Annotated in this window: 12 protein-coding genes; 8 read left to right on the plus strand and 4 right to left on the minus strand. The window is 57.6% G+C overall.

Going from position 1 to position 14,572, the window contains the following annotated elements; translation table 11 throughout:
* Positions 1-177 precede the first annotated feature (177 nt).
* Both Q669_RS07285 and Q669_RS07290 read left to right on the plus strand, forming a co-directional pair.
* Positions 178-450, plus strand: coding sequence for an HU family DNA-binding protein (locus Q669_RS07285; RefSeq protein ID WP_008174603.1), 273 nt, complete (start codon positions 178-180; stop codon positions 448-450).
* Positions 451-608: 158 nt separating this feature from the next.
* The gene (locus tag Q669_RS07290) at positions 609-2,462 is read left to right on the plus strand and encodes a SurA N-terminal domain-containing protein (RefSeq protein ID WP_022991779.1); all 1,854 of its coding nucleotides are present in this window, start codon (positions 609-611) and stop codon (positions 2,460-2,462) included.
* Between the two features lie 54 nt (positions 2,463-2,516).
* Here the strand turns inward: Q669_RS07290 and Q669_RS07295 are convergent, their stop codons facing one another.
* Positions 2,517-3,389, minus strand: a complete 873-nt coding sequence (locus Q669_RS07295) for a MurR/RpiR family transcriptional regulator (protein ID WP_011785314.1) — start codon at positions 3,387-3,389, stop codon at positions 2,517-2,519.
* Between the two features lie 206 nt (positions 3,390-3,595).
* Here Q669_RS07295 and zwf point away from each other — a divergent pair, with 206 nt between their 5' ends.
* From zwf to Q669_RS07310, 3 genes are read left to right on the plus strand one after another with little or no spacing between them, the layout of a single operon-like run.
* Entirely contained in the window at positions 3,596-5,071 is a 1,476-nt protein-coding gene (gene zwf, locus Q669_RS07300) for a glucose-6-phosphate dehydrogenase (protein WP_022991780.1), read from the plus strand.
* A complete protein-coding gene (pgl, locus tag Q669_RS07305) occupies positions 5,064-5,777 on the plus strand; it encodes a 6-phosphogluconolactonase (protein ID WP_022991781.1) in 714 nt (237 codons plus the stop codon). The genes zwf and pgl overlap by 8 nt, the downstream gene beginning before the upstream one ends.
* A 50-nt stretch (positions 5,778-5,827) precedes the next feature.
* Positions 5,828-6,475: a bifunctional 4-hydroxy-2-oxoglutarate aldolase/2-dehydro-3-deoxy-phosphogluconate aldolase gene (locus tag Q669_RS07310; protein WP_022991782.1), complete on the plus strand. Its 648-nt coding sequence runs from the start codon at positions 5,828-5,830 to the stop codon at positions 6,473-6,475.
* Positions 6,476-6,552: 77 nt separating this feature from the next.
* Here the strand turns inward: Q669_RS07310 and pyk are convergent, their stop codons facing one another.
* A complete protein-coding gene (pyk, locus tag Q669_RS07315; protein ID WP_022991783.1) occupies positions 6,553-8,001 on the minus strand; it encodes a pyruvate kinase in 1,449 nt (482 codons plus the stop codon).
* 275 nt (positions 8,002-8,276) lie between these two features.
* On the opposite strand from pyk, the gene edd reads away from it, so the two are divergent.
* From edd to Q669_RS07330, 3 genes are read left to right on the plus strand one after another with little or no spacing between them, the layout of a single operon-like run.
* Positions 8,277-10,097: a phosphogluconate dehydratase gene (edd, locus tag Q669_RS07320; protein ID WP_036149139.1), complete on the plus strand. Its 1,821-nt coding sequence runs from the start codon at positions 8,277-8,279 to the stop codon at positions 10,095-10,097.
* Positions 10,094-11,059 carry a glucokinase gene (gene glk / locus Q669_RS07325; protein WP_022991785.1) on the plus strand — a complete coding sequence of 322 codons (966 nt, stop codon included), beginning with the start codon at positions 10,094-10,096 and terminating at the stop codon, positions 11,057-11,059. The genes edd and glk overlap by 4 nt, the downstream gene beginning before the upstream one ends.
* Positions 11,056-11,652: a uracil-DNA glycosylase family protein gene (locus Q669_RS07330; RefSeq protein WP_022991786.1), complete on the plus strand. Its 597-nt coding sequence runs from the start codon at positions 11,056-11,058 to the stop codon at positions 11,650-11,652. Before glk ends, Q669_RS07330 begins: the two co-directional genes overlap by 4 nt.
* On the opposite strand, the gene glpD is transcribed toward Q669_RS07330, so the two are convergent.
* Together glpD and Q669_RS07340 are read right to left on the minus strand one after the other, a co-directional pair.
* Complete coding sequence (gene glpD, locus Q669_RS07335) at positions 11,636-13,177, minus strand: glycerol-3-phosphate dehydrogenase (RefSeq protein WP_052000785.1); 1,542 nt, start codon at positions 13,175-13,177, stop codon at positions 11,636-11,638. The genes Q669_RS07330 and glpD overlap by 17 nt on opposite strands.
* An 84-nt stretch (positions 13,178-13,261) precedes the next feature.
* Positions 13,262-14,512: an ABC transporter substrate-binding protein gene (locus Q669_RS07340; RefSeq protein WP_022991788.1), complete on the minus strand. Its 1,251-nt coding sequence runs from the start codon at positions 14,510-14,512 to the stop codon at positions 13,262-13,264.
* Between the last annotated feature and the right edge of the window lie 60 nt (positions 14,513-14,572).

Below are 14,572 nucleotides of genomic sequence, written 5' to 3' on the forward strand. Positions count from 1 at the left end.
AGCCAATACCAAGGGCTCCCGCGCAGTAAGTGCCTATTCCGAACACCGGTTTAATGCCGCAAGGAATAAAAAAACTGAAGAATGGAATTCTCCAATCGCTTATGCGATAGTCGAGAACGTCCGCGAAAAAACAAACCGACCTATAACATCTTCAACCTGAAATCGAAGGGGTTTAGTGTGAACAAGTCCGAACTGATCGATGCAATTGCAGAGTCCGCAGACATCTCCAAAGCCGCAGCTGGCCGTGCGCTGGATGCCATGACCAACTCCATCACCGGTGCACTGAAGAAAGGCGACCAGGTTACCCTGATCGGCTTTGGCACCTTCTCTGTGAAAGAGCGTGCTGCCCGTACCGGTCGCAACCCGCAGACTGGCGCAGAAATCAAGATTCCGGCCTCTAAAGTGCCTGGATTCAAGGCAGGCAAGGCCCTGAAAGACGCCGTTAAGTAACGGCTCTTTCTCTGGCAGTTCCCGGTTCCGGGAACTGCCATCAGAATTCAAGGCGCATTCCGGTAAGGGTGCGCCTTTTTGCGTGTTAACGGTGGCTCATTCAGCTCTCGCCTCACCACTACCAACAGCAGAACCTTGAACAGGGATTCGAGAACAACATGCTTCAAGATATTCGGGATAACGCCCAGAGTACGATCGCCAAGGTTATCGTTGGCCTATTGATTATTTCCCTCTCGATCTGGGGAATGGACGCCATCATCGGCGGCTTCACTGGGGAGCCAGAAGTGGCAACGGTCAACGGTCAGGACATCACCGAGCGGGAGTTCCTGCGCACCGTACAGATGGAAAGCCAGCAGCGCCTGATGCAGATGGAGAATCCGGACCAATCTCTGCTGGACGAGGATCAGATTCGTCGTGACGTACTGGACGCGCTGATACAGGAGGCCGTGCTCACCCAGGATGCCCAGAGCCAGGGGCTGGAGCTGACCGATGCCGACATCGATTCCCTGATAACCCAGATGCCCCAGTTTCAGATTGACGGCCAGTTCAATCGCGACCGTTTTGTAGCCACAGTGCGCAACCTGGGTATGGGAGTTGCCGAGTTCCGCGAAAGCATGCGCAAGAACTACGTGGTCAACCAGATTCGTGCGGCGATCGTCCAGACTGGTGTCGTGGCACCTGAGAATGCAGCCCATTTGCTGGCCATTCAGAATCAGACCCGTGACTTCCGCGTGCTGACCCTCGATGGCAGCAGCGTCCAGGACCAGGTGGATGTGACCGAGGCAGAAGTGCAGGCGTACTACGACGAGAACCGTGACCAGTTTCGTCAGCCAGAGCAGGTGGATGCTGCCTACATTACCTTGTCCCAGGGGGCGTTGGCGGAGTCCATTGAGGTCGCCGAAGATGAATTGCGGGCCTATTACGAGGAGCGTGCTGAAGAATACGCACGGGAAGAGCGCCGTGCCGCTCACATTCTTGTAGAGGCCGGTGATGACGGGCAGGAGACTCTCGCAACCATCCAGCAGCGTCTTGAAGAGGGTGAGTCGTTTGCAGCCCTGGCCGAGGAATATTCGGTTGACACCGTATCTGCGCAGGAAGGTGGTGATCTTGGTTTTGCTGGCCGCGGTGTCTACGACGAAGCCTTTGAAGAAGCCCTGTTTGCCCTGGAAGAAGGCGAAGTGTCTGGCCCGGTTGAGACCAGCTTTGGTCTTCACCTGATCAAACTGGAAGACGTACGTCGTTCCGATGTGCCTGCGTTTGATGAGTTGCGTGAAGAGCTGCGACTGGAGTTGGCCAGAACCAAGGCCAGTGAGCGTTTTGCGGAAGTTCGCTCGCAATTGGCTGATGCGGCCTACGCTGCCGACGATCTTGCCGGCCCGGCCGAAGAGCTGGGTCTGGAAATTCGGGTGGTCGAAGGTGTCAGCAGGGACGGAGGTGCAGCACCCTTTGATCATGCGGGTCTGGTACGTCAACTGTTCTCTGAAGATGTACTTGAGGGTGGCTACAACACCGAGCTGATCGACGTGGGTGATAACGTATCGGTAGTTGCCCGGGTGCGCGAGTATCATGAACCGCGCCAGTTGGAGTTGGCTGATGTGGAGTCGGAAATTCGTCGGATTCTGGAGAGAACCGAAACGCGGGAAGCGCTGGCAGCCCGTGTTGATGAGCTCGTGGCTCAGCTTGAATCCGGTGCCAGTGTCGAGGAACTGGGCGTCGGTGAATGGCAGCAGTTTGAGAATCAGGGCCGGAATGGCTCTGGCCTGAGCCCGCGCGTGGTTCAGAAAGTGTTTTCAATGGCTCGCCCGAACGGCGACACGCCCACCGTTGGCCGCACTGTAACGGCTGACCAGGCTACTGTTATTGTCCTGACCAGCGTCAACGAGGGTGAGGTTGATCAGGAAGGTGCGGAATACCAGCAGCTGTTGCGTTTCCTGGCACAGCTGGAGGGGCAGCGTGAATACACCGCCTACCAGCAGTACCTTCGCAATACAGCTGAGGTTGAGCGGAACTGATTTGCTATAGACCTCAAAAGAAAGCCCCCTTTCGGGGGCTTTTTTGTGAGCGGTTCATTCTTTCGGGTATCGGGTAGCTTTCAGACTTTCCTTGATTTTCTTGAGATGGCCCAGAAAATCCGATCCACGTTTCAGCGTTACACCGGTTGCGAGGATGTCGATGACCGTCAAATGAATAATTCTGGAAGACATGGGCATATACACTTCTGTGTCTTCCGGGGTTGTGACGCCAACCACCACCGTACAGAACTCCGCAAGAGGGGATTCCGGGTTTGTTATACCAATAACCGTTGCGCCGTTCTCTCGCGCCACTCTGGCGATATCAACGCTTTCCTTGGTTCTGCCGGTGTACGAGATCATCACGATCACATCTCCGACCTGCGCCCCTGCCGCTACCATTCTCTGCATGAGAGCGTCGTCGTATGAGGTTACCGGAATGTTGAATCGAAAAAACTTATGCTGGGCATCGAGTGCGACCGACGCGGAGCCGCCCATGCCAAAAAAGTGGATCTGTTTTGCCTGGATAAGATAGTCGATGGCCGAAGCTAGCGCTTTGTGATCGAGTGACTGGCGAGACTTATCCAGGTTGGCAATGGTGCTGAGCATAATTTTGTCAGCGAATTCAGCCACGGTGTCGTCGGGCTCTATATTCTGGCCGACATAGGGTGTTCCTGTCGCAATGCTCTGTGCTAATCGGATCTTGAAGTCCGGGAAGCCCGTCGCTGAAAAACTCCGACAGAATCGGTTTACAGTAGGTTCGCTGACATTGGCCGCCCGGGCCAGGGCTGCAATGCTGTACCGCGTTGCAGCGCTGGGATCCTTAAGAATCGCTTCTGCCACTTTGCGCTCGGACTTGTTCAGATTATCCAGGCGTTCCTGAATATCTTCCAGCAGATTCTCTTCCCGGTGCGCGTGACTGGTTGTCATGAATGGATGCTCCGTTGATCTTTTGGGGCCGAATCATCTAAGAACTCGGGAGTATACCGTTTTATTGGTGTGTTTGCGGTAGTCAACGTGTCATAACGTGGTTTTCTGAGGGGTGGGAGTCAGCAATTTGACTGTTTTTTTTCTAAAACTACTACTTCCTGTTAATGTGAATGAAGTGGAGCGGCAAATCATGGAGGGCGCGACTCATGGTAAAGAACGCGAATGCCCCGTGTGACCTGATGCTTTTTGGCGCCTTGGGTGACCTGGCTCAGCGTAAACTCTTCCCAGCGCTGTATCAGCTGGAGCGCGCGGGCTTGCTCGCGCAGGGCAGTCGCATTCTGGCGATTGCCCGCACGAAGGCAACAACAGCGGACGTCCGGGAGCAACTGTTTGAAAAGCTTCGCTATCATGTGAAAGACAGTGAGTTTGATGCTGGTGTGGCGAATGCATTTCTGCAGCGGGTGGATTACCTGTTGCTGGATTTCACCGATCCTGACGGCTATGGGGCCCTGCGGGAGTGGCGGGATGAACCCAACAACGAACTCATCGTCTATATGGCCACGCCGCCTTCGATGTATGGCGTGATTGCCCGCAATATGAAGGCGACCAGTTGTTGTAATGAGAAAACCCGGGTGGTGGTGGAAAAGCCTATTGGCCACGACCTTGAGTCTTCCCGGGTCATCAACGATGAGCTTGGAGAGGTCTACCACGAAAACCAGTTGTTCCGGATTGATCACTATCTGGGTAAGGAGACCGTGCAGAACCTGATTGCCCTGAGATTCGCCAACAACCTGTTTGCTTCCCAGTGGGATCAGAATCATATCTCTCACGTTGAAATCACCGTCGCGGAGAGCGTAGGTATAGAAGGGCGCTGGGGCTATTTTGATCAGGCCGGTCAGATTCGCGACATGATTCAGAATCACCTGCTGCAGTTGCTGTGCCTGATTGCGATGGATCCGCCTGCTGACCTGTCAGCGGACAGTATCCGGGACGAGAAGGTAAAGGTACTCAAGGCGCTGAAGCGGATTACCCCGGACATGATGGATCGGTACGTCGTGCGTGGTCAGTACACTGCAGGCACCAGCAATGGCAAGCCGGTTCCGGGTTATCTGGAGGAGGAAGATGCCAACAAGGGCAGTGCCACCGAAACCTTCGTGGCCCTGAAGGCTGAGATCGACAACTGGCGCTGGTCTGGTGTGCCATTTTACATCCGCACGGGCAAGCGACTACCGGAGAAGCTTTCCCAGATCATCATCCATTTCAAGCCCGCGCCTCACTACATTTTTGACCCGGACCAGAAGCATTTGGCCAACAACAAACTGATTATCCGGTTGCAGCCAGATGAGGGAATGGCACTGAAAATCCTCACCAAGGATCAGGGTCTGGATAAGGGGATGCGATTGCGGCAGGGACCGTTGGAGCTGACCTTCTCCGAAACCTTTGAAGCGGAGCGCATTCCGGATGCCTATGAGCGTCTGCTGTGGGAGGTGATGAAAGGTAATCAATACCTTTTTGTTCGCAGGGATGAGGTGGAATACGCCTGGCGCTGGGTCGACGAGATCATCGCTAACTGGCGAGACAGTGGCGAACCGCCCAAGCGATATGCCGCCGGCACCTGGGGCCCGGTTGCCTCCATTGCCATGATCACGCGGGATGGGAGGAGCTGGTATGAGGATGCCTGACATTCGCTTGCCAGAGGGGGTCGGGTTCCACGCCGACGATAATGCCGGGGGCGTGGCCCGGGCCTTGGCCTCGACGGTCGCCGATGTGCTCGCCAGTCGTCTTGAGCAGGCGCCCAGGGCCAGCCTGGTGGTGTCCGGAGGCTCTACGCCTTTGCCCTTCTTCAAGGCGTTGTCCGAGGCCGATCTGGACTGGTCCAGAGTGGATATTGTGCTGGCGGACGAGCGCTGGGTGCCGGAGGGCGATCCTGCCAGTAACACAACCCTGGTCAAAAACAACCTTTTAGTGGGCAGGGCTGGGAAAGCCCGTTACCTGGCACTGAAGCAGCCGGGGGAAATCCCGGATCAAGGATTGGAGGCAGTTCGGCAGGCGCTTTCGGTGCTGGTTCTGCCGTTGGATGTGGTGATACTGGGAATGGGCAATGACGGTCATACCGCTTCGCTGTTTCCGGATGCGCCTGAATTGCCTGAAGCCATGGATGAGTTCAATACTGGCCTGGTAGCGGCGATGACACCCGAATCCCAGCCTCAGTCCAGGGTGACTCTGACCCGGGCAGTACTGGCGCAAGCGCGCTTTACCGCGCTGCACCTGAAAGGGGAGGACAAGCTGGAGACGCTCAGAAGGGCGTGTTCGGCTCTGGATGATGTATTGGCCATGCCGGTGCGGGCCTTCCTGAAATCCGGCCTGGAAGTGTTCTGGAGCCCGTGACGCCGCGCTGCTTGTCTGGTCACCGCCGCTAACTGCTTTAGGAGATCATCATGAATCAATTGTCGGACTATCATCGCGAGCGGGTAAAGGCCGTTCTGGCCGCCTCACCTCTGGTGCCTGTGATTGCGATCAAAGACCCGGACGATGCCATTCCGCTGTGCCGTGCGCTGGTAGATGGAGGTATCCGGGTACTTGAAATCACCTTGCGCACCGAGCATGGAGTGCGGGCCATTGAAAAGGTCAGGAAAGCCATTCCCGAAGCCTGGGTTGGTGCAGGAACGGTTACCAGTATTGCCCAGTATCGACAGGTGGAGTCTGCTGGTGCGCAGTTTGTGATTACCCCCGGGGTTACTGAGGCCATTCTGGAGTTCGGTGTTACCTCCGAGGCACCGCTGTTACCAGGGGTTTCGACGGTGTCCGAGCTGATGATGGGGTATGCGTTGGGCTATCGGGAGTTCAAGTTTTTCCCGGCGGAAGTGGCAGGGGGTATCCCTGCGCTTAAGGCCTTCAGCGGGCCATTTCCCGATGTCGTCTTTTGTCCGACGGGTGGCATTAGCCGGCAGACAGCCAGAGACTATCTGGCGTTGCCGAATGTCCGTGCTGTGGGTGGGTCCTGGCTCACGCCGGCAGAGGCCATTGCCGGTAAAGACTGGCCGGCAGTGTCGGAAATTGCCAGGGGAAGTCTGGGCGACCTTTAAACCGGTAAACACAAAACCCACCGTCGTGGTGGGTTTTGTGTGTCTGGCCGAAGGCTGTGTCAGGCGCTGCTCGGCGGCTAGCGGATATCGCTGCCAACGCGCACGATTTTCATAGTGTTGGTGCCGCCCTGAGCGTTGACGTAATCCCCCTTGGTAATCACCACCAGATCACCTTCGCCGACTACGCCGCGTCTGCGCAGTTGTTCCACGGCCTCAGCATTGGTCTGCTCATTGGCAATCCGGGCCGAATCGAAGGGTATGGTCTGCACGCCGCGGAAAAGAACCACCCGGTGCTGGGTGGAGTGATGGCGCGACAGGGCAAAGATCGGCAGGCTGGACTTGATGCGTGACATCAGTCTGGGGGTAGCGCCTGTCTCAGTCATGCAGATGATGGCACGCACACCCTGCAGGTGGTTGGCGGCGTACATGGCAGACAAAGCGATGGCTTCGTCGACCCGCTCCATGCTCTCGTGAATCCGGTGTTTGGACTGGTGCATGGAGGGATGCCGTTCGGCCCCCAGGCAGATGCGGACCATGGCCTCTACCGCTTCTTTCGGATAGTCACCTACTGCGGTTTCGGCCGACAGCATGACCGCGTCGGTGTAGTCCATTACGGCATTCGCGACGTCGGACACCTCGGCCCGGGTGGGCATCGGGTTGGTGATCATCGATTCCATCATCTGGGTTGCGGTGATGACCGCCCGGTTCAGAACCCGGGCGCGGGCAATGATGTGCTTCTGAACTGCTACCAGTTCGGCATCGCCAATCTCAACCGCCAGGTCTCCCCGGGCGACCATGACGGCGTCTGAGGCGAGGATGACCTCATCCAGGGCCTGGTCGTCGTGTGCCAGCTCCGCCCGCTCAATTTTGGCGACCAGGCCCGCCTCAGAGCCGGCCTCGCTCAGCAGTCTGCGCGCGATGTGCATATCTTCGGCGGTGCGCACGAATGAGACGGCGACATAATCCGCGTCAAGTTTTGCGGCGGTAACAATGTCCTGCTTGTCTTTCTCGGTCAGAGCTTCGGCAGACAGTCCTCCGCCTCGCTTGTTCAGGCCCTTGTTGTTGGATAATGGACCGCCAATCAGTACCTTGGAGGTAATGCTGTGCTCGTCTACCGACATCACTTCCATTTCGATGCGGCCGTCGTCGAGCACCAGAATGTCGCCGGGGGCAACGTCTTCAATCAGTTGCTCGTAGTCGATGCCCACCCGCTCGGCTGTGCCGGCGTCCTTGTCCATGCTGGCGTCGAGAACGAAGGTTTGCCCGGCTTCCAGGAATACCTTGTTATCGGTGAATCGCGCGATGCGCAGCTTGGGGCCCTGAAGGTCGGCGAGAAGGGCAACAAAGCGGCTCTGTGCTGCAGCGGCTTCACGAACCTGTCGGGCACGGGCCATGTGCTCTTCGGCGCTGCCATGGGAGAAATTCAGGCGAGTCACGTCAACGCCGGCCTTGATGATGGCGGCAAGTGACTCCGGTGTGTCTGTGGCGGGGCCGAGCGTGGCGACAATTTTCGTGCGCCTGAGCATATGTGGGTGTCCTTATTCCGGGTTCGCCGGTATGGTCGAAGAGTCGACAGTGCCAGCGGTCAATGATAGTGGGTGCCAGTATATGAACTACTGATGACCCTTCTGTGACACGGTTTCACCTCGCTAGATGTTCGAGGGCTCCCGATGCCTGCTTTCGTGATATGTAGTAAAGTTACCAAAATAATGGCGATAATTTTTTGCTGTGTCTATGTTTTGAAGCGTTTTTTACTATTCTTTGTTCTATGTTCGAGTGAATCCGTAGAGGAGGCTGCAGGATGCATCCAACCATAGTGAAGGTTACTCAGAGAATTGTGGCCCGAAGTCAAGCCACGCGGCAAGAGTACCTCTGTCGTATGGCGGCGCTGAAAAAGAACTCCCCCCAACGGGGCACGCTGTCCTGTGGCAACCTTGCCCACGGCTTTGCCGCCTGTAATCAGGCGGATAAGAACACGCTCAAGCTGATGAACAAGGCCAACGTGGCAATCATAACGGCCTACAACGATATGCTTTCGGCTCATCAACCCTACCAACAGTTCCCCGATATCATCCGCGAGGCGGCCCATGGTATGGGGTCGGTGGCCCAGGTTGCCGGGGGCACACCCGCCATGTGTGATGGCGTGACCCAGGGGCAGCCTGGCATGGAGCTCAGCCTGTTCTCCCGGGACACGATCGCCATGAGCACGGCGGTTGCTCTCAGCCACAACATGTTTGATGCCACGCTGTTGTTGGGGATCTGCGACAAGATTGTTCCGGGGCTGCTCATCGGATCGCTGAGTTTTGGCTATCTGCCGACCATACTGGTACCCGCCGGCCCCATGCCGTCCGGATTGCCCAACAAAGAGAAGCAGCGCATCCGTCAGCTCTATGCTGAAGGCAGGATTGGCAAAGAGGAGTTGCTGGAAGCCGAGAGCAAGTCATACCACAGTCCCGGTACCTGTACCTTTTATGGCACCGCCAACAGCAACCAGCTGTTGGTTGAGGTGATGGGGCTGCACTTGCCGGGTGCCGCCTTTGTGAATCCAGGCACACCGCTGCGTGATGCGCTGACCAGGGCAGCGACGGAACAGGTTATCCGGTTATCGAAACCTAACGGTGGAGATCTGGGGCTGGGCGATATGGTAGACGAAAAGAGCATCGTCAATGCCCTGGTCGCCCTGCTGGTAACGGGCGGCTCAACCAACCACACCATTCACTGGATAGCCATCGCCCGCGCTGCCGGCATCATCATTGACTGGAATGACTATGCCGAGCTTTCTGCGGTTGTGCCCTCGTTGACCCGTATCTATCCCAATGGCCAGGAGGATGTGAATGCCTTCCACGAGGCGGGTGGTACGCCGTTCCTGATCCGCGAACTGCTTGCTGGCGGATACCTGCATAACGACGTGCACACAGTGATGGGCCCAGGCCTGGAGCAGTACGCCCGCATGCCCGAACTCGACGATGGTAAGCCCGCCTGGAAGCCTGCAGCTGAGCAAAGTGCCATGCCGGAGGTACTCCGTGGTGTGGCCCAGCCTTTTGCGCCGGATGGTGGGCTCAGGGTGCTGGAGGGCAATCTGGGCAGGGGCGTGATCAAGGTCTCGGCAGTCGCGCCTGAGCACCATACCATCGAGGCCCCGGCCGTGGTATTCAACGATCAGAACGAGCTCAAGGCGGCCTTCGAGGCCGGAGAGCTGAATCGGGATTGCGTTGTGGTTGTGCGATTTCAAGGTCCCCGTGCCAATGGTATGCCGGAGCTACACAAACTCACCCCTTATCTGGGGGTGTTGCAGGACAGGGGCTACAAAGTGGGCCTGGTGACGGATGGCCGGATGTCTGGCGCTTCCGGGAAAGTGCCTGCCGCCATCCACGTATACCCCGAAGCGTTGGATGGCGGACCTTTGGCCCGAGTTGAAGACGGGGATACCGTTGTCCTGGACGCCCGCAACGGAACCCTCAGCATCAGGGTAGAGGATGACGTGCTGGCCGCCCGCAGGCCTGCAACGACGGATCTGTCCGGCTATCATACGGGCTACGGGCGGGAGCTGTTTGGTTGGTTCCGTCGTTCGGCAAGCAACCCTGAACAAGGTGCCAGTTTTTTCTGGAACCACGAGGCATGACAGCAGAACACTATTCTCTGGTGGGGGACATTGGGGGAACCAATGCACGCTTTGCTCTGGTGAAGCAGGGCAGTATAGAACCAGAAGCTATTGAAGTTTTGCCCTGCCGTGATTACGAGAACCTGGATCAGGTGGTGGTCACCTATCTGGAACGTGTAGGTGTGGCGTCGGTCAGGCAGGCCTGTCTGGCCGTGGCCTCCCCCTTGCGCGGTACCCGGGTGACAATGACCAACAACCACTGGCGCTTTGACATTGAGGCGGTGCGACAGGTCTTTGGCTGGTCGGCCTTCAAGGTCATCAATGATTTTACCGCCATGGCGCTGGGCGTGCCCCATGTATCGGACGCCAATCTGGTGCACGTTTGTGGCGGCCCGGGAGACCCTGGCCGGCCGAAACTGGTGATGGGTCCGGGAACGGGCCTGGGCGTTTCCGGTCTGGTTCCGATTCGAAATGGCTGGGTGCCTTTGGTGACTGAAGGGGGCCATGTGGATTTTGCCCCCACCGATGACACGGAAATGGACGTGTTGCGCCTACTCCGGGCCAGGTTTGGGCGGGTGTCGGTCGAGCGGATTCTGTGCGGCCAGGGTTTGCTGAACCTGTATCAGGCCCATGCCGAAATCCGTGGCGTGGCGGCCCCACTCGATGCTCCGGAGAAGATCACAGCCGCCGCTGTGGACGCTTCCGATGCCTTGGCCGGGGAAGTCCTTCAGCATTTCTGCGAAATGCTTGGGCGAACCGCAGGCAATTCGGCGCTGACGCTGGGGAGTCTGGGCGGCGTGTACCTGTGTGGCGGTATGCTGCCAGGGTTTCTCGACTTTTTTCTTGAGAGCCCGTTCCGTGAAGCCTTTGTAGCCAAGGGGCGGATGCGTCCGCTAATGGAATTTACACCGGTTTACGTGGTGACAGAGCCCTATACCGGTTTACTGGGAGCTGCCGAAGCGTTAGGAAATTCCGAGGTATGACCGATTCTTTGATAAACCTGTCCTTTGATGAGCTGGTTCGGCGTGTTCGTGCCTGTCAGATTTGTGCAGGCGATCTGCCCCACGAGCCGAGGCCGGTCATTCAGCTTAGTGAATCCTCCCGCATTCTCGTGGTCGGGCAGGCGCCGGGTCGACGGGTACACGAAACCGGTCTGCCGTTTAACGACCCCAGTGGCGACCGGCTGCGCCAATGGATGGGCATTACCCGCGACACCTTTTACGATGAACAGAAACTCGCCATCCTGCCCATGGGATTCTGTTATCCGGGCACCGGTAAATCCGGAGATCTTCCTCCACGCCCCGAGTGCGCTCCGGCCTGGCGCCGGGCGTTGCTCGACCGCTTGCCGGAGATTCGCCTGACCTTGCTGATCGGTCAATATGCTCATGCCTGGCATATTCCCGGCGCAAGGCGCGCGGTTACCGAGAATGTGCGGCAGTGGCAACAATTCTGGCCTGATGTCATTCCGATGCCCCATCCCAGCCCCCGCAATAACCTCTGGTTGCGAAAGAATCCCTGGTTTGAAGCGGAAGTGGTGCCGGCCATTCAGGCCAGAGTTGCTAGCATTCTGAACTGACCTGGCCACTCCGGGCCATATACTCAGATAGCTCGCTGTATTGTTCCGGGTTAATGTACAGGCCCTGTTTGGTTCGCCGCCAGAGCAGGTCCTCTGGTGTGATCGCCCATTCGTGGGTCATCAGATAATCCACCTCGCGACGAGACAGGGTATCGGTAAACCAGTGGCCGAGATCGGCCATGTTCTGACAGCCTTCCAGAATGTGGTAGCTGCTGGTGCCATAGCTTCGCACAAACCGATGGATTACAGCATCGTCCAGCCAGGGGAAATCGGCCGCGAGTTCGGTAGCCAGCTGCTCCTGAGTGTTGAAGTCCCCGCCGGGCAGCACGGCCGTTCGGGTCCAGGATCGGCCGGAACCGGGAAAATAGCGACTGACCTGATCGGTCACAGCTTCGGCGAGCTTCCGGTAGGTGGTGATCTTGCCCCCGAACACCGAGATCAAAGGGGGCAGCGAGTTCTCATCATCAACCTCGAATGAGTAGTCGCGAGAGGCAGACTGTGCGGTGCCACCCTCGTCGTCCATCAGCGGCCGAACACCGGAGTAACTCCAGACTACATCGTTGGCGGACAGTTGCCGGCGGAAATACTGGTTGACGATCGACAGCAGATAGTCGGTTTCCTCTGGGGAAATCCGTGCCTGCGACGGATCGCCCACGTAATCGACATCGGTGGTGCCGATCAGGGAGAAGCGGTCCTCGTAGGGGATCACGAAAACAATGCGCTCGTCCTGATTCTGAAGAATATAGGCTTCGGTATCCTGGTTGAGCCTGGGTACCACGATGTGGCTGCCCTTGACCATGCGGATCTGCTTGGGAGCTGGCATAGACAGGCTTTCACCGAACAGGCTGCTGACCCAGGGGCCGGTGGCGTTAACGACCACCTTGGCGCGGATGTTGTACTGCCTGTCCCGGTGGTGATCGTCCAGGGTGGCGTGCCATTGCCCGTTACGGCGCTCGGCGCGGCTACAGCGGGTGCGGGTCAATACGGTTGCGCCTTTTTCAGCGGCCTTGCGAGCAGACAGCACCACCAGCCTGGCATCATCAACCCAGCCATCTGAATACTCGAATCCGCGACTGATGTCGGGTTTGAGGGGTGAGTCCGGGCCGAAGGTAATAGACCGGGAGCCGGGCAGCAGTTCGCGCTTGGCCAGATGATCGTAGAGGAAAAGGCCGGTACGGATCATCCACGCTGGTCGCAGGTGGGGCTGATGGGGCAGGCGAAAACGCATCGGCCACATGATGTGGGGGGCGTTTCGTAGCAGGGCCTCTCGTTCACCGAGTGCTTCCCTGACCAGCCGGAATTCGTAATGCTCAAGATAGCGCAGACCGCCGTGGATAAGTTTGCTGCTGCTGGACGAAGTGGCAGAGGCAAGATCGTTCATCTCACACAGAACAACCCGAAGCCCCCGGCCTGCGGCGTCCATGGCAATTCCGGTGCCGTTTACGCCTCCCCCGACCACCAGTACATCGCATTGAGTGGGGGGAGTGTGAGGGTTGCCTGAAACCAGTCCTTTGTTATTTGCCACTGCCTGAGTGCTCCTGATAATCGCCCATAACGCCTGTGATGGAACGATTATCAGGAAACTGCCTGGCCCGGTAAAGCGATCCGGTCACAGGCGGGTGGGCTTACCAGCCTCTTTGCGGCGCTGCTCCCACTCTTCGCGGGTTTGTGCGGCTTCATCACCGGGCAGGAAGTCGATGATCTCGAAGTAATCAGAGCTGAACTGGTCTGCCACCACGGTTTCACGGGGTTTGATCCGAACCACGTAGACGGTCTGGACATTCTGGTGGTCGAACTCGCGCCAGTACTGTTCGTCTTTCAGGAAGCTGTAGCGATGCCCCTCAAGGGCCCGGATAACGGCGTCTGTGTTGGTGCTGCCGGCCCGTTCGACAGCCTCCTTGTACTGGTAAACGATACTGTAGGCCGAGGCCGCGGATGATGAAGGGCGCATTTCATAGCGGCCTGAGAAGGCCTCAACAAAGTCTTTACCGCGCTGGTAGTTGTTCTCGTAGGGCAGGTTCCAGACCCAGGGGGCGGCACCAACAACACCTTCCATGATGGTCGGGCCAACCTGTCTGACCATCCCCAGTGTCAGGTTGGGCACAACGATCTGCATTTTTTCCGTCACACCCATTTCATAGGCCAGGTTCAGAGCCCGGACCATGTCATCGCCGAACAATACCATCATCAATACCTTGGCATCGCTCTCCTGGGCCTGTTCCAGCGCTGCGCGGAAATCATTGATCAGCGCCCGGGGGAAGGGGGTTTTTACACCCTGGTGCACGTCGGTGTTTTCGGTGTTGGAAAACTTTCGTACCGATTCTTCCACCGACCAACCCCAGGTGTAGTCTGACGTGATGTAGAAAAACTTCTGGTCGGCGTGGTTGCGATTGAGATACTGGCTGAGTGCTTTGGCCGTCATCCAGGCGTTGTAGGGCTCCCGGAACATATAACGATGCCCCTCGGTGCCGGTGGTGGCGTTGGAGTAGGTGAGGGTGCCGAAGTAGATGCGGTTGCGATCCCTGGCGGCTTTCCCGGAGGCAATGGCAACGGCACTGGAGACACCACCGAAAACCATCTGCGCGCCTTCGCGGTCAATCAGTTCGGCGGTATTTTTTGCGCCCTGGTCTGGTTCACCCCGGGTATTGCGAATCACCAGTTCGAGGGGCTGGCCCATAACGCCGCCGGCCTGGTTGATTTCATCTACCGCCAGATAGGCGCCAAGCCGTTGTTGAAGGCCCTGGTCCTTGTATCTTCCTGTCTGCGGGTAATTCAAACCTATCTTGAGGGTATCGGCGAGGACGGTCGTGCTGGATAATAGCAGGACAGTCGCAAAGATCAGCGCGTTCCTTGGTCTCATTTACGTTGGCCTCCGTAACGGCAGCACAGCGGGTGTGGCTGCGTTGCAAACAGTTATTTT

The sequence above is a fragment of the Marinobacter sp. C1S70 genome (genome assembly GCF_000475355.1).
GTDB lineage: Bacteria > Pseudomonadota > Gammaproteobacteria > Pseudomonadales > Oleiphilaceae > Marinobacter > Marinobacter nauticus.

Excerpts from the sequence above, each read along its gene's own strand:
- pyk (WP_022991783.1), bottom strand. The coding sequence starts at position 8,001 with ATGCTCAGGCGCACGAAAATTGTCGCCACGCTCGGCCCCGCCACAGAC.
- glk (WP_022991785.1), top strand. The coding sequence starts at position 10,094 with ATGACAGCAGAACACTATTCTCTGGTGGGGGACATTGGGGGAACCAAT.
- Q669_RS07310 (WP_022991782.1), top strand. The coding sequence starts at position 5,828 with ATGAATCAATTGTCGGACTATCATCGCGAGCGGGTAAAGGCCGTTCTG.
- edd (WP_036149139.1), top strand. The coding sequence starts at position 8,277 with ATGCATCCAACCATAGTGAAGGTTACTCAGAGAATTGTGGCCCGAAGT.
- Q669_RS07340 (WP_022991788.1), bottom strand. The coding sequence starts at position 14,512 with ATGAGACCAAGGAACGCGCTGATCTTTGCGACTGTCCTGCTATTATCC.
- Q669_RS07330 (WP_022991786.1), top strand. The coding sequence starts at position 11,056 with ATGACCGATTCTTTGATAAACCTGTCCTTTGATGAGCTGGTTCGGCGT.
- zwf (WP_022991780.1), top strand. The coding sequence starts at position 3,596 with ATGGTAAAGAACGCGAATGCCCCGTGTGACCTGATGCTTTTTGGCGCC.
- pgl (WP_022991781.1), top strand. The coding sequence starts at position 5,064 with ATGCCTGACATTCGCTTGCCAGAGGGGGTCGGGTTCCACGCCGACGAT.
- Q669_RS07295 (WP_011785314.1), bottom strand. The coding sequence starts at position 3,389 with ATGACAACCAGTCACGCGCACCGGGAAGAGAATCTGCTGGAAGATATT.
- Q669_RS07290 (WP_022991779.1), top strand. The coding sequence starts at position 609 with ATGCTTCAAGATATTCGGGATAACGCCCAGAGTACGATCGCCAAGGTT.